This window comes from Pseudoalteromonas simplex, assembly GCF_015278155.1.
GTDB lineage: Bacteria > Pseudomonadota > Gammaproteobacteria > Enterobacterales > Alteromonadaceae > Pseudoalteromonas > Pseudoalteromonas simplex.
Genome location: NZ_JADILN010000008.1, coordinates 99,919 through 117,650, shown reverse-complemented (window position 1 = coordinate 117,650; position 17,732 = coordinate 99,919). Strand labels below are relative to the sequence as shown.

Here is a 17,732-nt window from a genome sequence, read left to right as displayed (position 1 = left end):
GCAGTGGAACATTATATTAGTTTATTTGTAAAAGCAGTTTTCATTGAAAACTTAGCTTTAGCCTTCTTCCTAGGTATGTGTACTTTCCTTGCTGTATCAAAGAAAGTAACAACGTCAATCGGCCTAGGTGTGGCAGTTATCGTGGTACTAGGTATCTCAGTACCTGTAAATAACTTGGTTTATCACGCTGTTCTTGCACCTGGTGCATTAGAGTGGCTTGGCTACCCAGAAGCAGACCTTAGCTTCTTACGTTTCTTGACTTTCATCGGTGTTATTGCAGCACTTGTACAAATTCTTGAAATGGCATTAGATAAGTTCTTCCCTGCACTTTACAACGCGTTAGGTATCTTCTTACCACTGATCACAGTTAACTGTGCGATCTTCGGTGCGGTATCTTTCATGGTTGAGCGTAACTATAACTTCGGCGAGTCTGTTGTTTATGGTATCGGTTCAGGTGTGGGCTGGGCACTAGCAATTACTTTACTTGCTGGTATCCGTGAAAAAATGAAGTACTCAGACGTTCCTGATGGCTTACGTGGTTTAGGTATTACTTTCATCACTGTTGGTCTTATGGGTCTTGGCTTTATGTCATTCTCTGGTATTTCACTTTAATAGGTAGCGAGGATAAATCATGAATGAGATTTTCTTAGGCGTTGGTGTTTTCATCGCTATCGTTGTTATTTTAGTTTTAGTTATCATTGGTGCTAAATCTAAATTAGTAGCAAGCGGCGATATCATCATCGGAATTAATGGCGACCCAGAAAAAGCTATTAAAACATCTGCAGGTAGCAAGCTATTAGGCGCGCTAGCTGATTCAGGTATCTTCGTTTCATCTGCATGTGGTGGCGGTGGCTCTTGTGGTCAGTGTCGTGTTCACATCAAAGAAGGTGGCGGCGATATCTTACCAACAGAACTTGATCACATCTCTAAAGGTGAAGCTCGTGAAGGCTGCCGTTTAGCGTGTCAGGTAAATGTTAAGAACGACATGGAAATTGAACTTGAAGAGTCAATTTTCGGTGTTAAGAAGTGGGAATGTACTGTTATCTCTAACGATAACAAGGCAACGTTCATCAAGGAACTTAAGTTACAAATTCCTGATGGCGAGTCAGTACCTTTCCGTGCCGGTGGTTATATTCAAATTGAAGCACCAGCTCACCACGTTAAATACGCTGATTTCGATATTCCAGAAGAGTATCGTGGCGACTGGAACCACTTCGGTTTCTTCGATCTGGAGTCTAAAGTAGACGACGAAACAATTCGTGCATACTCAATGGCTAACTACCCAGAAGAAGAAGGCATTATCATGCTTAACGTGCGTATCGCTACGCCGCCGCCAAGAGACCTAAGCCTTCCATGTGGTAAAATGTCTTCGTACATTTGGTCATTAAAAGAAGGTGATAAAGTGACTATCTCTGGTCCATTCGGTGAGTTCTTCGCGAAAGACACTGATGCAGAAATGGTATTCGTTGGTGGTGGTGCAGGTATGGCACCAATGCGTTCACATATCTTTGACCAACTTAAGCGTTTACAATCTAAGCGTAAGATGAGCTTCTGGTATGGTGCGCGTTCTAAGCGTGAAATGTTCTACGTAGAAGATTTCGACGGCTTAGCAGCAGAAAACGATAACTTCGTATGGCACACAGCACTGTCTGATCCACAACCAGAAGATAACTGGGAAGGTTACACAGGCTTCATCCATAACGTACTTTATGAAAACTACTTGAAAGATCATGAAGCGCCTGAAGATTGTGAGTTCTACATGTGTGGTCCTCCAATGATGAACGCGGCTGTTATCAACATGCTTAAAGATCTTGGTGTAGAAGACGAAAACATCTTATTAGATGACTTCGGTGGCTAACACCATACACAAAACAATTAGTTTTGGTTAGAATACAGGCCTCGTAGCACTTAGTGTTACGAGGCTTTTTTATTTCTATACCGAACTCCGTGGTATCTACAAGGTGAATGCTATGAATAGAGTGTTTTATCGCCAAGGCTTGATGGCCTTTTTCCTATTAACTATGACTTTACTCATGGCTGGCTGCGGTCAATCAGATAAGGCTGAAGAGCTTTATTTTGAAGGTAAGACAATGGGCACCACTTATCACATTAAGGTGTTTGCAGAGTCTTCAAAGGTTGCAGGTGTTGATTTACACCCGGAAATTAAGCAAGTGCTTAAAGATGTAAATCAATCTATGTCGACTTACATTCCTGATTCAGAAATTAACCAGTTCAACCAGTTACCAGCAGGGCAGGTAATGCCAATAAGCGCTGATTTTAGAAACGTGGTAGCTGAATCAATTCGCCTTGGCGAATCAACAAAAACGTTAGATGTGACCATGGGGCCACTTATTGACTTGTGGGGCTTTGGTCCAGATAAAAAGCCGACTAAACGCCCAAGCGATGAAGCCTTGGCCGCAATGGTTGCCAAAATTGGTGTTGATAAGCTTGAACTTACAGATGCTGGTCTTATGAAGACGATTGATGGTTTAGAGCTGTCGTTTTCTGCTACAGCAAAAGGCTATGGTATTGATAAAGTAGCACAAGTGATTGAAAGCCATGGTTTTACTAATTATATGGTTGAGATTGGTGGTGAGCTTCGTGTGTCGGGTATTAAGCCAAACAACATCACTTGGAAAATAGCTATTGAGCAGCCTGATGCTGAGCCTGGCGTGCGTAAAGTACATAAAGTAATTGAGCCGGGTACTAATGGTATTGCGACATCCGGTGATTACCGAATTTTTTACGAAATGGATGGTGTTACCTATAGCCACTTAATTGACCCTGTAACAGGTATGCCGAGCCGTCATGATTTGGTATCAGTTACTGTTTTACACCCATCAGCGATGACTGCAGATGGCTTAGCGACGGCAATTACAGTGATGGGCATGGAAAAGGCGCAGAAATACGCCGAAGAGCACGATTTGCCGGTGTACTTAATTGGTAAGTCAGACAATGGTTTAGTAACTTATTCAAGCCCTGCATTTAAACCATATTTGTAGCAGGGCAAGAAGCAGTGTATACCCAAGCCGCCTCAAGATGCAGAATTCTGCGTTCCACAGGGCTTAATATCAAGGCGTTACTTGGGAACAATGGCAGTCCCAGAACGAACTAACAACGATGAGAGTAAGCGCCTGTGAAGCGACCAAAGGATTGGTTTAAAGCGATTTATACTGCGTTATTGATTTTAACAATAGAACCACTATTGCTTGCAATCAATGCCTTGCCTAAATCGCGTTTAATTCTAACTGAAACTCGCACCTTGAGGTCGTTTAGGTATATAATACATGCAGCCTAATTAGTTGGGCTCGATTTAATTGCTGACGATAGGGGCAAAGCAATGTCACTTTTTCTTCTTACATTTGGTCTACTTATTTTAATTGTGGCGGCGATGGCTGTCGGCATGATTGTGCAAAAGAAATCTATGGCCAGTAGTTGTGGTGGCCTAGGCGCTGTTGGTATCGACAAAGCTTGCGACTGCGACGACCCATGTGACAAGCGTAAAAAGCGCATGGCAAAAGAACAAGTCTGGAAAGAGAATCAAATTCTTTAACCACAAAAAAAAGCGCCCAAAGGCGCTTTTTTAATACCTAAATTTTACATGGACAGTCACTTTAAAACTATTTTGAATATTTACAAAGACAGTCACTTTTATCCATGAACTCATTCTTGCAGTAAAAAAGATTTTGTCTACACTTTAGTTACAGCTAATGCATTTCAATTTATCAGTTCAAGGAGTGGACGATGGCTTTAGCAAGGAAGCGGCAAATCTGTTTGTCGAATACCAAATATTATCATTGTGTATCTCGCTGTGTTAGACGTGCCTACCTTTGTGGAGAAGACACACTCACAGGTAAATCATATGAACACCGCAGAGGGTGGGTTGAACAGCGTCTGCTTGCTCTTGCAAAGGTATTTTGCATTGATGTATGTGCTTATGCAGTGATGAGCAATCATACGCATCTTGTGCTTTATGTTGATGATAAAAAAGCAAATAGGTTAACCGATAAGTCCATCCTTTTACGCTGGTTTAAGCTCAGTAAAATGACGCCTTTAGGTCAAAAGTTTCTCTATGGTGAGCCGCTAAGTGATGGTCAGAAAGTATTCTTAAATAAAGAGGTTGCAGAATATAGAGCGCGGCTTTCTAGCATTAGTTGGTTTATGCGAATGCTTAATGAATATATTGCCAGACGTGCGAATAAAGAAGACGAGTGTACAGGTCACTTTTGGGAAGGGCGTTTCAAAAGCCAAGCACTCCTTGATGAATCAGCACTTTTAGCATGTATGGCCTATGTTGATTTAAACCCTGTTCGTGCTAAAGCTGCGAGCACGCCGGAGCAATCGGACTATACCAGCTTTAAAAAGCGATGCCAGAGCGTGAAGGAGTCAAAGCAACCTAAATTACTAGCTCGTTTTATTGGTGGCATAAGTAAGTATAAATCAAAGGGAATACCTTTTGAGTTAAAGTCATACTTGTTACTGGTAGAGCAAACTGGGCGTTGTATCAGCGCGGATAAGCCGGGATATATAGAGCATCATTTACCTCCTATTCTTGAAAGGCTGAATTTCGAACCGGAAAAATGGTTAAAACTAACAACTCAATTTGAAAACTTATTTCGTGGAGCTGCAGGTCGAGTGGGTGCTATCGGAAGTTATTGCAGTAAAACTGCGCGTAAGCGACGAAGTAATCTAGCAAGCTGTAAGTTATTACTTGCTAGTTAACCTTAAATTTCTCTCGACTTTTATTTTTTGCAAACACTTGCAGCTAACTTGTGCTTTTAATTCTCATAAAGCTAAATCTTTTATCTTGGTTTTTGTTGTTAAATTAAGCTAATAGGATAGGTTGCCTACACAGAGATTATTTTAGGTAACAAATTTAAGGTATTTGGAGGTTTAACAGGCACTTTTAACAGTGCCTATCCTTTTAAATCGTGTTTAATCTAAATTAATTAGCTCAGCTCCTAAAACTGCGTACTTATTTTTGCCATTTGCTTGTAAGAAAAAGGCGGCAGGTGCATGAAGTGAAGGTATTGATGTAAATACACTTTTGCATGTGTAAACTGGCCAATTTGTGGAGTTTTCTAGCATATTAATATCGCCAGAAAAGCAACTATAGCCTTGTATTAAAAGCTCTTTATATTTATTTTCGGTAAGCGTTAACGACTCATTTAAAACAAAACTGTTACCGGTTCTAAAGTTCAGGTTGCTTGCATCTAAACTCGTGTAACCTTGGCGGATACTGCTTATATCCCCCAACTCTTTAATAATGGGTGACTGTCCTTTGTTGTTTATTGCTATATCTATCTGGTAATCACCTAGCTCACTCTTTACAGTTACATCATCTATTAGTAAGTCTACCCAATTGTCTTTAGTGTTAAATGGAATGGCGTGGTACTGGGCTATTTTAGCGCTTTTCCATTCCTGTGAAGTTATTGAATCAATAGTCTTTTTATATAAAACACGGTTAACTTTACGGGCTATTTGTCGGTTTGGGTCGTTTGGGTAAGCACCTGATTCAATTAATATAGTTCGGATACCTTTTTCCGAAAAAGTATCTCCAAAACTGCGATAAGAGTAACTGTCGTTGTACTTCCCCAAGTGCCCTGGGATCATGGTTTCAACCGTTTTGGCTAAATGAGCAATAAATTGCATAGCCTCACCACGAATTTTATTCACTTCTCTTGCTTCATTATAGGCGGGTGCTAGCACTGAAATAGTGGCTTGTTCTCCCATTTTTCCGGCACCGTAATAGGCATTCTGATCATGTAAATTAAAGCAGAAGTCAGGTTTGAATTCATTTGCAGCAGCCATGAGTATTTGCCCTTCTTTTGTGCGAAGGGCTTTTGCATCTCGATTTAAATCAATGCCTTGAGCATTATGACGGGTTTGAACTGCAGCGCCATCGGGGTTCACCATAGGGATTATGAGAAGCGTTATTTTATGTTGCCAGCGTTCTAGCCATTGTGCGTTTTCATCTGCTGTTATAAAGCTTAAAAAATCCATTAGTGCGGCAGTTGCTGTATTTTCGTCGCCGTGCATTTGGCTCCACATCATCACTTTGATTGGGCCTGTGCCGATTTTAAGAGAATTAAGTGCCTGTCCTTGGAAAGAGGTGCCGATTTGTTTTAATGTGACGCTGGGGTGTTTTGCTGCGCTTTTTAAGTGAGGTTCTATATCGGCGTAGTAAATCGCAGGTTTATCTAAGCCAGCTACAGCGGTGTCTTCAATCGTATTTGCAAGTGTACTGGTACTTAGTGCTAAAAGGGCTGTGGCGAGTACATATAGGCGCATAATTATCTCTTTTATTCTTTATTTTAATATTATGTAGAATATTATATTTTTAATGGTTTGGCTAATCCTTGTTCAGTATTAAAGCTTCGATTGCTACTGACTAAGTATGCTTTAAATCGCTATTTTTATGCTATTTTCTTTTTCTTCATAGCTTTACGCTATATAAAATACAGTATTACTTTTAAGTACTTAGCTTCAATAGGTTTGTTTTTTTACAGTTTATTATCAAATGGCTAAACAATACTTAACCGTGTGCTGTAAAATTCTACTTGTACCGTCTGTTGACTTTGTTATACTCCACATCGAAATTTCAGTAATTACTGAAACTTTATTGATGAAGATCATGTTACCGCATTAAAAAATAGGGTAAGCCATTTACCTAAAATGCAGTAAAAGCGATAAAAGGCGTGAGTTTTGCGAGCAATTAATCAGTCACAAGGTGTCAAACAGTCTAGCTTAGCTAGGTTGCAATTGGCTGCGCGTGCGTTTTTTGCTGGCAAAGAACTAATGTCAGTTTTAGCCTTGTTGCTGATTAATTCAGCCATGCTAATCAACGGTACATTAGAAGATGCTCACGGGCTAAGAAGTTTATTAAGTGAAGGTGCTTTATACGAAACACCGTTGCTTAATGTTTTGAGTTTTTTAGCTTACCCTGTGGTGTCTTGCCAATTACTTATTGGTTTATGCTGGTTGGTCTTCCATTTCTTCCCTGCGCGTCGTGCAGGTGTCATTTTACGTAAAGCGGCCTTCGCTGCGCGTGAAACGATAAAGTCTTTAGTAGTACACAGCGCTCATGGCTGTCGTGCTCCTCCTCGTGTAAGTGGTTGTCTGTAAATAAGCTTTGTTGCTTAAGTTCAGCCATTTTAGTCGTTTTCTAAGTTGTCTTTACTAAGCACCTAGTGGGTTTTTTACGCCCAAATTTCAGTCAGCCAACCTAAACTCCCTCACTTCTTAGCGTGCCGATTTGTCGTGCTCGTTAGTCAGCCGAGGGATATCTGTAGCATCTGTTGCAGAAAAGCGTCGTGTTCTTATTTCGACAAGTGTTAACTTTTAGGTTGTAGGATATTCCTTTGTCAATTCGAAACCTTTGTAATATTGCTCTAGCGTCTTTAGTGCTGGCCTTGTCTGGCTGTAAAGGCGGGGTACTCGATCCAAAAGGTCAAATTGGTGTCGACGAGAAGTATTTAATTATCGTAGCTACGGTGTTAATGCTGATTGTTGTGATTCCAGTTATTGCCATGACAATTTATTTTGCATGGAAATACCGTGATGGACGAGATCAAGAAATTTACGCTCCAAAGTGGGCGCACTCAAACAAGATTGAAGCTGTAGTTTGGACCATTCCTATCATCATCGTTGCGATTTTAGGTGTGATCACGTGGCAGTCAACGCAACAACTTGACCCATATAAACCACTTGAGGGTAAAGGTAAGCACCTTACTGTTGAGGTTGTTTCTTTGAACTGGAAATGGCTATTCATTTATCCAGAGCAAGGCATCGCCACAGTGAATGAGCTTGTTTTTCCTGCCAATGTGCCAGTGCAGTACAAGATCACCTCAGAAAGCACCATGAACTCGTTTTTCATTCCACAGCTTGGTAGCCAAATTTATTCAATGGCAGGCATGGAAACAAAGCTTCATTTAATTGCTGATGAGCCGGGTACTTTTAAAGGCTTCTCTGCTAACTACAGTGGTGCAGGTTTCACAGGTATGAAGTTCGATGCCATTGCAACAGCCACAGAAGCTGATTTCGATGCTTGGGTAAACAAAGTAAAAAATACTGGTTCTGCATTGACTAAGCAAAGCTATGTTGAACTTGCAAAACCAAGTGAATACGACCCAGTTAAATACTATGCCAGCGTAGATAAAGATATGTTCCATTCAATCGTAATGAAATATATGCAAGCGCATGGCTCTCACGGTGCAATGCAACACGCTATGCCAGAGCACTCAGCTCATAAGAAGCACAGCGAGGACGAGGAATAATCATGTCGTTGTTAGGTAAATTAACATTAGACGCAATCCCGTTTCATGAACCAATTATCATGGTTACCATGACGGTTGTTGCTGTCTTAGGTCTGTTAGTGGCAGGCTTAGTAACAAAATATAAAAAGTGGGGCGTGATTTGGCACGACTGGATCACCTCAATTGACCATAAGCGTTTAGGTGTTATGTACATCATTCTTGCGCTTATCATGCTTTTCCGTGGTTTCGCGGATGCCATTATGATGCGACTGCAATTAGCAATGGCTACTGGCGGTGCAAGTGGTTACTTACCACCAGAGCACTATGACCAAATATTTACGGCACACGGGGTGATCATGATCATCTTTATGGCGATGCCGTTTATGATTGGTTTAATGAACATCATTTTACCTCTGCAAATTGGTGCCCGTGATGTTGCATTCCCATTCTTAAATAACCTTAGCTTTTGGTTAACTGCTGGCGGTGCAATCCTAATCAATATCTCATTATTCTTTGGTGAGTTTGCGAAAACGGGTTGGGTGGCATATCCACCGTTGTCAGAGTTGTCATTCAGTCCAGGTGTCGGGGTCGATTATTATATATGGGCCTTGCAGATATCCGGCTTGGGTACCTTATTAACATCGGTAAACTTCTTAGCGACTGTATTTAAAATGCGTGCACCAGGCATGACATTAATGAAAATGCCTATTTTTACTTGGGCATGCACGTGGGCGAATATCTTAATTGCAGCATCGTTCCCAATTTTAACTGCTGTACTGGCTATGTTAACGCTTGATCGTTATCTCGATTTCCACTTCTTCACGAATGAATTAGGTGGTAACGCGATGATGTACATCAACTTATTCTGGGCATGGGGTCACCCTGAAGTTTACATTCTGATCTTACCTGCGTTCGGTATTTTCTCAGAAGTTATCTCAACGTTTGCTGGTAAACGCCTGTTTGGTTATAAGTCGATGGTTTATGCAAGCGGTGCAATTTCGATTTTAGGTTTTATCGTTTGGCTTCATCACTTCTTTACTATGGGCTCAAGCGCTAACGTTAATGCCTTCTTTGGTGTTATGACCATGGTTATTGCGGTACCGACCGGGGTTAAGTTATTTAACTGGTTATTCACTATGTATCGTGGTCGTTTACGTATTACTGTGCCTGTCCTTTGGACTTTAGGTTTTATGGTGACGTTCACTATCGGTGGTATGACCGGTGTATTACTTGCTATTCCTGGTGCTGACTACGTATTACACAACAGCTTATTCTTAATCGCTCACTTCCATAACACCATCATTGGTGGTGCGGTATTTGGTTATTTAGCTGGTTTTGCGTTTTGGTTCCCTAAAGCAATGGGATTCAAACTTGACGAGAGCTGGGGCAGACGATCTTTCTGGTGCTGGTTAATTGGTTTCTTCGTGGCATTTATGCCGTTATACGTACTTGGTTTCTTAGGTATGACACGTCGCTTAAACCACACGAACAACCCTGATTGGAACATTTGGTTATACATTGCAGCTGGCGGTGCGGTGATCATTATGTTCGGTATCTTGTTCCAAGTTGTACAACTTGTAGTGAGCTTCAAAAACCGCGAGCAACTTGATGATACAACGGGCGATCCGTGGAATGGTCATACTCTTGAGTGGGCATCTGCTTCACCTCCGCAGTACTACAACTTTGCGAAAATCCCTCATGTTGATGACATCGATGCGTGGACAGACATGAAAGAGAAAGGCTTAGCTTACAAGCAAGAAGCCTCTTATAGCCCAATTCATATGCCAAAGAATACATCGGCAGGTGTATTAATGAGCGCAGCTTTAACAACCTTCTGTTTTGCCATGATCTGGCACATTTGGTGGCTTGCAGCCTTTGGTTTACTGGGTGCTATCGTGGTGTTCATCAAACGTTGTTACACCAGCGATGTTGATTACTACGTGCAACCAGATGAAATTGTTGAACTAGAAACGGCTCACAATACAGCCGCTACGAAGGAGGTGAATGCATGAGTAGCATTTCTGCAGGACTCGACACCTTAAACGGCGCACACGGTCATGTCGATGCACATGACCATGAGCACCACGATACAGGTGGTAACACCGTATTTGGTTTCTGGCTTTATCTTATGACTGACTGTTTGTTGTTTGCATCATTTTTTGCAACCTACGCAGTATTGTTTATGAACACTGCTGGCGGTGTGTCGGGTAAAGATATTTTTGAACTTGATTTTGTTGCGGTTGAAACCGCAGCTCTACTACTTAGTAGTATCACTTTTGGTTTTGCGATGATCTCTGCTCATGGGCAGAAAAAGGCGGCTACGTTAACTTGGTTGCTGGTTACCTTTGCCTTTGGTGCAGTGTTTATTGGTATGGAAGTGTACGAATTTCATCACCTAATTGCGCACGGTAATGGCCCTCAGCAAAGTGCCTTTTTAACATCGTTCTTCTCTTTAGTGGGCTTACATGGTCTTCACGTTACAGCGGGTCTTATTTGGATGACTGTCCTGATGATTGAAGTTGTGCGCCGTGGTTTAAACCCACAAACAGTGACACGCCTAAGTTGTTTAAGCTTATTCTGGCACTTCTTAGATGTGGTGTGGATTTGTGTATTTACCGTTGTTTATTTAATGGGAGCAATGTAATGAGTCACAGTGAATCACATGTAATTAATAACTTAGAAGTTCATGCACATAATGATCAATCACATGGCAGCGTTAAAGACTATTTAATTGGTTTTCTACTGTCAGTGGTTTTAACGGCTATTCCATTTTGGGCTGTGATGAGTGGTTCGTTTTCTAAAACGACCACTGCATGGTGCATCGTGAGCATGGCGATTGTGCAAATTTGGGTGCATTTGAAATATTTCTTACACCTAAACTTCAAAACTGAAGACGGCAAGGCAAGTTCATTGTCGTTTATCTTTAGTGCTTTAATCATTGTAATGGTGGTTGGTTTGTCGGTGTGGATCATCTACGAATCGAACGCCATGATGATGTACTAATAACAATTACTTTGTAATTGGTAAAAGATTTACGAAAGGAGCTGGTTAGTCTGAGGTTGTGTCTCCAGTTCTTACAGTCTGTTACTAGCTAGTTTCTTTCGTAATATTGCGTTTGTGCTGAAAATTAGAGGAGTCGAGGAAGTGTTTCGACGTTATTTAAATGTCACTAAACCTGGCATTATCATGGGCAATTTGATCTCTGTCGCGGGGGGATTCTTGCTAGCCTCTCGCGGTGATATTGACCCATGGTTAATGATCGCAACCTTACTAGGGTTATCTTTAGTAGTGGCATCAGGATGCGCGATCAATAACGTGATTGATCGTGATATTGATGTTGCTATGGCGCGCACTCGCAAACGCGTCACAGTAACTGGCGAAATGTCAGCAAAGGCGGCTATGGCACATGGCATCGTGCTTGGTGTTATTGGTTTCGGGTTATTAGCTGTGTATACCAACGTAGTGGCACTCTTATTTGCTACTTTTGGTTACGTCATCTACGTAGGTGTGTACAGCTTATATATGAAACGTCGTTCTGTGTACGGCACCTTTGTAGGAAGTTTATCTGGCGCAGTACCGCCTGTAGTGGGTTATTGTGCCGTAACTGGGCAGTTTGATGCTGGTGCTGTGATTTTATTGGTCATGTTTAGTCTATGGCAAATGCCTCATTCATATGCAATTGCAATCTTTCGTTATAACGACTACCAAGCGGCCAGAATTCCTGTGTTACCAGTAGCGCAGGGGATCGAGAAGGCAAAGCATCACATTGTTTTATATATCGCCGTGTATGCGTTGGTTGTGATGTTATTAACCATTAGTGGTTATACAGGTTTAGCCTTTATGGCTGTAGCTTGTACAACGAGTTTTTGGTGGTTGCTAATGGCGCTTCGTGGCTATCGTCGCAATATTGATGTAAGCGGCTGGGCGCGCCAAGTGTTTGCTTTTTCAATTGTAAACATCACGGTTTTGAGCATAGCGATGGCTTTAGATTACCATTCGGTAGCTCCACAGCTACTTGTTTTAACTTAGAAAAAAGTTGCTAACATATCCCAATGTTACAGTAGCAAAGGCCCGGTTTTTTCTCCACCGGGCCTTTTTTCTTTGTTGTTTTTAAAATCGAGCAGCTTGCTCTACTACAATGCCATGACGAGCCGCTAAACGGCGATGGTCTTTATCATAACCACCACCAATCACGGTTGCGACAGGTACATTGTGTTCAAGGCAGCGTTTGAGAACTAAATGGTCGCGTTGTGCTATCCCTTGCCAGCTTATATCAAGTTTTCCTAAGCCATCTTGCTGCCATACATCTACACCTGCATCATAAAGTACTAAGTCTGGGTTTAGGGTGTTTAATAAATAACTCAGCGTATTGTCAACAACGCCTAGGTATTCACTATCAGCGACATTCGGTGCTAAACCTATATCTAAATCGCTGGCTGATTTTCGAAACGGAAAATTCTTTTCACAGTGAATAGAGCAGGTATAAGCATAGGGCTGATGCGCCAGCATTGCTGCGGTACCATCACCTTGATGAACATCTAAATCAAAAATAAGTATATTGGTTACTTCACCACTTTTTATCAGGGTTTCGCTGGTGAAAGCGAGGTCGTTTACCATGCAATAGCCTGAGCCAAAATCAGTATGAGCATGATGAGTGCCACCCGCTAAGTGGCAAGCAATGCCATGTTTAAGAGCTAAACGTGCTGTTTGTAAGGTGCCCAGAGGCGCAGTAAAGGTACGTGCCATCAGCTCTTTTGACCAAGGTAAGCCAATACGGCGCATCGCTTTTTCATCTAAGCGGTTGTGCCAAAGGTCGTGGATATAATTTTCGCAGTGCACTAACTCAAGGGGCTCAGGGCTGCCAAGCATCGGTTGAGTTAGGTTGTCATTTATTAATCCAAGGTTTTGCACATGCTCATATAAATAAGCAAACTTACTCATCACAAAGCGATGGTTAGGATCGAAACTAAACGAGTAATTTGGATGATACACCAAGGGTAAGTGGGGATTTAACTGCATAGCTTATTAAATAGCTGAATTTGCTACAGCATAACGAATCTAACGGCAAATGTTTACTCTGGCGCGTGAATTAAATGAGCTAACTCGCGATGTAATAATGCCTCATCACCCAGGTTGAGCTCAATCAATCGTTTTAAGTGAGTAATACTATCAATATCGATATGTTCGCAGCGAAGGCCTGCATGCTGATGCTCAACATGGCACAGCTCCACTTGCATTTTAATCTCGATAGTTGATTCTGGCAGGGTAAAGATTAAGTCAGCTTTACTATGAATAGGCACTAAAAATGAATCACTTTTAGTAATGAGCGCACCTTGCAAAGATAGATCAAGTAACTGACAGTGATAGTCGTTATCTTCGATACGAAGGACCGCAGGGCAAGAAAATAATACCCGCGAAAACTCTCTGCGTTCATTCATAGCTGTATCTCCAACTTTAGTTACTTAATAGTATAGATCATAATGGAGTGAGTGATAGCAAAGCTTAATACAACAAAAAAGCCCCTGAGTAGGGGCTTTTTGAGTATCAGCTAATTAGCCAATTTTTTTGTATTTAATACGCTTAGGTTGTGCCGCTTCTGCGCCTAAGGTTTTCTTCAACCACTCTTCGTATTCTGTGTAGTTACCATCGAAGAAGTTAATTTGGCCTTCGTCACGGTAATCAAGAATATGTGTAGCAATACGGTCAAGGAACCAACGGTCATGCGAGATACACATTACACAGCCAGGGAACTCTAAAATAGCGTTCTCAAGTGCACGTAGTGTTTCAACGTCTAGGTCATTGGTTGGCTCATCCAGTAGTAATACGTTGCCACCTGCTTTTAATAGCTTAGCTAGGTGTAAACGGTTGCGCTCACCACCGGATAGGTCTTTAACGAATTTTTGTTGGTCGTTACCTTTGAAGTTAAAGCGGCCAACATAGGCACGGCTTGGGAATTCAAAGTTACCAATTTTTAATACGTCTTGGCCGTTAGAGATTTCTTGGAAAACCGTGTTGCTTTCGTCCATGTCGCCACGGAACTGATCAACCGTTGCAAGCTCAACAGTGTCACCAACAATGATCTCACCGCTATCTGGCGTTTCTTCACCACTTAGCATTTTGAATAGCGTTGATTTACCCGCACCATTGGCACCGATAATACCTACGATAGCGCCTTTCGGCATTGCAAAGTTTAGGTCATCGATTAATACGCGGTCGCCAAAGCTCTTCTTCAGGCCTTTCACTTCGATAACTTGATCACCTAAGCGTGGACCCGGTGGAATGAATAGTTCATTCGTTTCGTTACGCTTTTGGTAATCGTTTTGCTGAAGCTCAGAGAACTGTGCCATACGTGCTTTAGACTTAGCTTGACGGCCTTTCGGGTTTGAACGAACCCATTCAAGTTCTTGCGCGATTGATTTTTGACGTGCTTTTTCAGATTTCTGTTCTTGTTGTAAACGTAAATCTTTTTGCTCAAGCCACGATGAGTAGTTACCTTCCCAAGGAATACCTTCACCACGGTCAAGCTCTAAAATCCAACCTGCTACGTTATCTAAGAAGTAACGGTCGTGGGTTACAGCAACCACGGTACCTTCGTAGTCGTGTAAGAAACGCTCTAACCAAGCAACTGACTCAGCGTCTAAGTGGTTGGTAGGTTCGTCAAGAATAAGCATATCTGGTTTTTCAAGTAGTAAACGACAGATCGCAACACGGCGACGCTCACCACCCGAAAGGTGTTCAATTTTTGCATCCCAAGGTGGAAGGCGTAATGCATCAGCTGCACGTTCTAACACGTTGTCGATATTGTGACCGTCGTGCGCTTGGATGATAGCTTCAAGTTCGCCTTGCTCTTTAGCAAGCGCATCGAAGTCAGCACCGTCCATTGCATACTCGTTGTATACTTCATCAAGGCGGTTTAGTGCATTTTTAACTTCGCTTACTGCTTCTTCTACTGTTTCGCGAACTGTTTTGCTTTCGTCTAGCACAGGCTCTTGCGGTAAGTAACCGATTTTAGTGCCTGGTTGAGGGCGAGCTTCACCTTCAAAGTCTTGGTCAACACCAGCCATAATGCGAAGTAATGTTGATTTACCTGCACCGTTTAGACCTAGCACACCAATTTTTGCGCCTGGGAAAAAGTGTAAAGAAATATCTTTTAAGATAGTGCGCTTAGGTGGCACAACCTTAGAAACTCGACTCATCGAGAATATAAACTTATCTGGTAACACCATGAAAGGAGCCTTCAATTTATAAGAAAAATTAACAGCAAGTATTGTATACCCAAACTACCTCAAAATACAGAATTCAGCGTTTATGATAGGCTTATCATCAAGGTGTTATTTACTCAAAGAGTCATACATTTTAATTAATGACCACTCAGAAACACCACTTCATTTGGACATCTAAACATCTAGAGGTTGAAATTTCTAACTATCCGTTCATAATTAGCAGTCAGATAAGTATGCTCGGAGCCAGCTATGCCCATTACAGTAAAAGATGAATTGCCAGCCATTGCAAAATTACGCCAAGAAAACGTGTTTGTAATGCCAAAAAGTCGCGCGAAAACGCAAGAGATACGCCCAATGCGTTTGGCCATCTTAAACTTAATGCCAAACAAGGTTGAAACCGAAGTGCAGTTTATTCGCTTGTTAGCTAATTCACCGCTACAAGTTAATGTTGAGCTGTTGCGCTTAGATACTCACCGCACCAGTAGTCACTCTGAGCAGCACATGGATACGTTTTATCGCTATTTTTCAGAAGTGAAAGATAATAACTACGATGCCATGATCATAACAGGCGCGCCGCTTGCTCATTTAGAGTATGACGAAGTTGCTTACTGGGACGAGCTAAAAGTTATTTTAGATTGGGCTGAGCAACATGTTACGTCTACGCTGTTTTCGTGTTGGGCGGCCCATGCGGGTCTATATCATCACTATGGCCTTAAGCGCGAACTTAAACCAAATAAATTAAGCGGCGTATTTACCCATAAAAGTTATTTTGACCATGCAGCACTCACTCGTGGTTTTGATGATACCTTTTTAGTGCCACACTCTCGTTATGGTCATATTGATATCGATAAGATCACTGCCTGCGAAGAGCTGGTGGTGTTAGCCGGATCAGAGCGAGTTGGTGCTTACTTAATTAAAAATAAATCAGGCAGCCAAGTGTATATTACTGGCCATCCAGAGTACGATGCTCATACCTTAAAAGGGGAGTATTTACGCGACCAAGAAAAATCAGCGGATGCGCCTAAGCCAGAAAACTACTTCCCTGACGATAACCCAGACAACGAACCGTCGAAAACGTGGCAAAGCCATGCCTTTTTATTGTTTTCGAATTGGTTAAACTATTATGTGTACCAAACTACACCGTATGATATTAACTTAGTTAGCCAAGATGTAAGGACTAACAACTATGCCGAGTAATGCAGTGAATAAACGCGAACAATTAAACGAGGCGCTAAAACAGCGAATTTTAATCCTCGATGGCGCGATGGGCACCATGATCCAAGAATATAAATTAGAAGAACAGGATTATCGCGGTGAGCGCTTTAAAGATTGGCATGTACTTATTAAAGGCAATAACGATTTATTAAGCCTAACTCAGCCAAAAATCATTGCTGATATTCACCGTGCTTACTTAGAAGCCGGTGCCGATATCATCGAAACGAATACCTTTAATGCCACGACTATTTCGATGGAAGATTACGACATGGCGAGCCTTAGCCGCGAAATCAACTTCGAGTCAGCGAAGCTTGCACGCAGCGTGTGTGATGAACTTGAAGCAAAAGATCCTAGCAAACCGCGTTATGTAGCCGGTGTACTTGGGCCAACGTCAAAAACCTGTTCTATTTCACCAGATGTAAATGACCCAGGTTATCGTAATATCAACTTTGATAAGCTGGTGGCGGCGTACGTTGAGTCAACACTGGCACTGATGGAAGGTGGTGCTGATCTTATTTTAATAGAAACCATCTTTGATACCCTTAATGCAAAAGCGGCTTCGTTTGCTGTAGAAGAAGCATTCGAGCAAGCTGGTCGTAGTTTACCTGTGATGATCTCAGGCACCATTACCGATGCCTCAGGCCGAACTTTATCAGGGCAAACCACAGAAGCATTTTATAACTCAATTCGCCATATTAAACCGCTATCAATCGGCCTTAACTGCGCCCTTGGCCCTGACTTACTGCGCCAGTATGTTGAAGAGTTATCGCGCGTTTGTGAAACCTTTACCTCGGTGCATCCAAATGCAGGTTTACCGAACGAGTTTGGCGAATATGATTTAGAAGCTCCTGAAATGGCCCAAGAAATTATTGATTGGGGCAAGTCTGGCTTTATCAATATTGTAGGTGGTTGTTGCGGCACCACACCGGCTCATATTAAGGCGTTTGCGAAAGGCCTTGAAGGTGTTAAACCTCGCCAATTACCTGAGCTTGAAGTGCGTATGCGCTTATCGGGCCTTGAAGCGTGTAACTTAAACTAG

At 42.0% G+C, this 17,732-nt stretch carries 17 protein-coding genes; 13 read left to right on the top strand and 4 right to left on the bottom strand.

Features of this window, described 5'->3' with window-relative positions; translation table 11 throughout:
• The first annotated feature begins 3 nt into the window (after positions 1-3).
• The 5 genes from nqrE (at position 4) to IRQ78_RS15210 (ending at position 4,722) form a co-directional block, all read left to right on the top strand.
• Positions 4-612: an NADH:ubiquinone reductase (Na(+)-transporting) subunit E gene (gene nqrE, locus IRQ78_RS15230; protein WP_016708692.1), complete on the top strand. Its 609-nt coding sequence runs from the start codon at positions 4-6 to the stop codon at positions 610-612.
• 19 nt (positions 613-631) lie between these two features.
• Positions 632-1,858 carry an NADH:ubiquinone reductase (Na(+)-transporting) subunit F gene (gene nqrF / locus IRQ78_RS15225; protein ID WP_054554282.1) on the top strand — a complete coding sequence of 409 codons (1,227 nt, stop codon included), beginning with the start codon at positions 632-634 and terminating at the stop codon, positions 1,856-1,858.
• A gap of 112 nt (positions 1,859-1,970) precedes the next feature.
• Positions 1,971-3,002, top strand: a complete 1,032-nt coding sequence (locus tag IRQ78_RS15220; RefSeq protein WP_138618069.1) for an FAD:protein FMN transferase — start codon at positions 1,971-1,973, stop codon at positions 3,000-3,002.
• 338 nt (positions 3,003-3,340) lie between these two features.
• Positions 3,341-3,553, top strand: a complete 213-nt coding sequence (gene nqrM / locus IRQ78_RS15215; protein WP_055020649.1) for a (Na+)-NQR maturation NqrM — start codon at positions 3,341-3,343, stop codon at positions 3,551-3,553.
• A 191-nt stretch (positions 3,554-3,744) separates the two neighbouring features.
• Positions 3,745-4,722, top strand: a complete 978-nt coding sequence (locus IRQ78_RS15210; protein WP_194442611.1) for a transposase — start codon at positions 3,745-3,747, stop codon at positions 4,720-4,722.
• Positions 4,723-4,935: 213 nt separating this feature from the next.
• On the opposite strand, the gene IRQ78_RS15205 is transcribed toward IRQ78_RS15210, so the two are convergent.
• The gene (locus IRQ78_RS15205; RefSeq protein WP_194442610.1) at positions 4,936-6,291 is read right to left on the bottom strand and encodes a M14 family zinc carboxypeptidase; all 1,356 of its coding nucleotides are present in this window, start codon (positions 6,289-6,291) and stop codon (positions 4,936-4,938) included.
• Positions 6,292-6,705: 414 nt separating this feature from the next.
• Between IRQ78_RS15205 and IRQ78_RS15200 the strand changes: the two genes are divergently transcribed.
• The 6 genes from IRQ78_RS15200 to cyoE all read left to right on the top strand — a co-directional run bounded on the left by IRQ78_RS15200 (position 6,706) and on the right by cyoE (position 12,284).
• Entirely contained in the window at positions 6,706-7,125 is a 420-nt protein-coding gene (locus IRQ78_RS15200; protein ID WP_063706310.1) for a hypothetical protein, read from the top strand.
• A gap of 236 nt (positions 7,126-7,361) precedes the next feature.
• A complete protein-coding gene (gene cyoA, locus IRQ78_RS15195) occupies positions 7,362-8,276 on the top strand; it encodes a ubiquinol oxidase subunit II (RefSeq protein WP_054562298.1) in 915 nt (304 codons plus the stop codon).
• A 2-nt stretch (positions 8,277-8,278) separates the two neighbouring features.
• Positions 8,279-10,267: a cytochrome o ubiquinol oxidase subunit I gene (cyoB, locus tag IRQ78_RS15190; protein WP_054554289.1), complete on the top strand. Its 1,989-nt coding sequence runs from the start codon at positions 8,279-8,281 to the stop codon at positions 10,265-10,267.
• Positions 10,264-10,899, top strand: a complete 636-nt coding sequence (gene cyoC / locus IRQ78_RS15185; protein WP_054554290.1) for a cytochrome o ubiquinol oxidase subunit III — start codon at positions 10,264-10,266, stop codon at positions 10,897-10,899. The genes cyoB and cyoC overlap by 4 nt, the downstream gene beginning before the upstream one ends.
• Positions 10,899-11,258: a cytochrome o ubiquinol oxidase subunit IV gene (gene cyoD, locus IRQ78_RS15180; RefSeq protein WP_138600215.1), complete on the top strand. Its 360-nt coding sequence runs from the start codon at positions 10,899-10,901 to the stop codon at positions 11,256-11,258. The genes cyoC and cyoD overlap by 1 nt, the downstream gene beginning before the upstream one ends.
• A 141-nt stretch (positions 11,259-11,399) precedes the next feature.
• Entirely contained in the window at positions 11,400-12,284 is an 885-nt protein-coding gene (gene cyoE / locus IRQ78_RS15175) for a heme o synthase (RefSeq protein WP_054554292.1), read from the top strand.
• Positions 12,285-12,365: 81 nt separating this feature from the next.
• Here the strand turns inward: cyoE and IRQ78_RS15170 are convergent, their stop codons facing one another.
• The 3 genes from IRQ78_RS15170 to ettA all read right to left on the bottom strand — a co-directional run bounded on the left by IRQ78_RS15170 (position 12,366) and on the right by ettA (position 15,481).
• Positions 12,366-13,274, bottom strand: coding sequence for a histone deacetylase family protein (locus IRQ78_RS15170; RefSeq protein WP_194442609.1), 909 nt, complete (start codon positions 13,272-13,274; stop codon positions 12,366-12,368).
• A gap of 53 nt (positions 13,275-13,327) precedes the next feature.
• Positions 13,328-13,693 carry a PilZ domain-containing protein gene (locus IRQ78_RS15165; protein ID WP_054554294.1) on the bottom strand — a complete coding sequence of 122 codons (366 nt, stop codon included), beginning with the start codon at positions 13,691-13,693 and terminating at the stop codon, positions 13,328-13,330.
• 114 nt (positions 13,694-13,807) lie between these two features.
• Positions 13,808-15,481, bottom strand: coding sequence for an energy-dependent translational throttle protein EttA (gene ettA / locus IRQ78_RS15160; RefSeq protein ID WP_054562291.1), 1,674 nt, complete (start codon positions 15,479-15,481; stop codon positions 13,808-13,810).
• A gap of 246 nt (positions 15,482-15,727) precedes the next feature.
• Here ettA and IRQ78_RS15155 point away from each other — a divergent pair, with 246 nt between their 5' ends.
• Both IRQ78_RS15155 and IRQ78_RS20670 read left to right on the top strand, forming a co-directional pair.
• Positions 15,728-16,675: a homoserine O-succinyltransferase gene (locus tag IRQ78_RS15155; protein ID WP_194442608.1), complete on the top strand. Its 948-nt coding sequence runs from the start codon at positions 15,728-15,730 to the stop codon at positions 16,673-16,675.
• Positions 16,665-17,732 (top strand): homocysteine S-methyltransferase family protein, encoded by a 1,068-nt coding sequence (locus tag IRQ78_RS20670; protein WP_228482651.1) that lies wholly within the window; start codon positions 16,665-16,667, stop codon positions 17,730-17,732. The genes IRQ78_RS15155 and IRQ78_RS20670 overlap by 11 nt, the downstream gene beginning before the upstream one ends.